Raw genomic sequence first — 1,147 nt, 5'->3', positions numbered from 1 at the left:
CTTAGAGGTCCTCGCGCCAGAAGGGCATGCTCATGCAGCGCGGGCCGCCGCGGCCGCGGGAGAGCTCGGCGGAGGGCACGACGAGAAGGTCCAGGCCCTCCTTGTACAGCACGTCGTTGGTGACGGTGTTGCGCGCGTAGACGCAGATCTTGCCGGGCTCGACGCACAGGGTGTTGGAGCCGTCGTTCCACTGCTCGCGGGAGGCCGCGATCGGGTCGCCGCCGCCGCAGGGGATCAGCTTGACCTGGTCGACGCCGGTGGCGTCCTCCAGGACGTGCTCGAGGGTGTCCTCGATCAGGCGGATGTTCACGTCGCCCGGGTTCTTGCCGGCGGTCAGCTCGTAGACGCGCAGGGTGCCCATGATGGCGGGGTGGATCGTGAACTTATCGACGTCGATCTGGGTGAAGACCGTGTCGAGGTGCATGAAGGCGCGCGAGACGGGGATGTCGAAGGCCAGGATGCGCTCGACCTTGGAGTCGGAGTTCCAGAAGATGTTCTGGGCCATGACGTCGATAGCGGCGGCCTGGGTGCGCTGGGAGATGCCGACGGCGAGGGTCTTCTCGTTGATGTTCAGCACGTCGCCGCCCTCGGTGTGGAACTGGCAGTCGCGGCGGAAGTACAGGGAGACGTCCTTGTAGTCGGGGTGGTACTTGAAGACGTACTTGCCGTACAGGGTCTCGCGGTTGCGGGTGACCGAGTACATGCGGTTGAGGTTGACGCCCTCGCCGACGACCGCGAACGGGTCGCGGGTGAAGTAGAGGTTGGGCATCGGGTCGATGATCAGGTCGGACTCGGACTCGGAGTTGACCAGGGAGTCGAGGGTCGTGGACGCCGTGAGGGGCATGTCGATCTCGGCCTTGGTCATGCCGGCCATGGTCTTCTTGACGAACTCGAGGTTGTCCTCGATGGAGTCCAGCTTCTCGCGGACGATCTGCGGCATGTGCTGGCCGCGGATGCCGGCCTCGGCGATGTACTGGTCGGTGAACTCGGCGCGGGCGCCGGGGACCTGGTCGAACACCTCGGCGACGAGGTTCTCGAGGTAGAGCACCTCGACGCCCTGGTCCCTCAGGATCTGGGCGAAGGTGTCGTGCTCCTGCTGTGCGACCTCCAGGAACGGGACGTCGTCGAACAGGAGTCGCTCGAGCTC

Annotated in this window: 1 protein-coding gene; it reads right to left on the bottom strand. The window is 65.6% G+C overall.

The window, feature by feature from the left end:
* Nucleotide 1: 1 nt before the first annotated feature.
* The coding region (locus DWZ15_RS10190; protein WP_233544795.1) for an arginine deiminase at nt 2–1,147 on the bottom strand (1,146 nt) is incomplete at its 5' end.

Origin of the sequence: Collinsella sp. AF29-7AC (assembly GCF_003475665.1) — a bacterium.
Classification (GTDB): Bacteria; Actinomycetota; Coriobacteriia; order Coriobacteriales; family Coriobacteriaceae; genus Collinsella.
The sequence above is the reverse complement of the archived record's forward strand: the minus strand, read 5'-3'. Positions and strand labels throughout refer to the sequence as shown.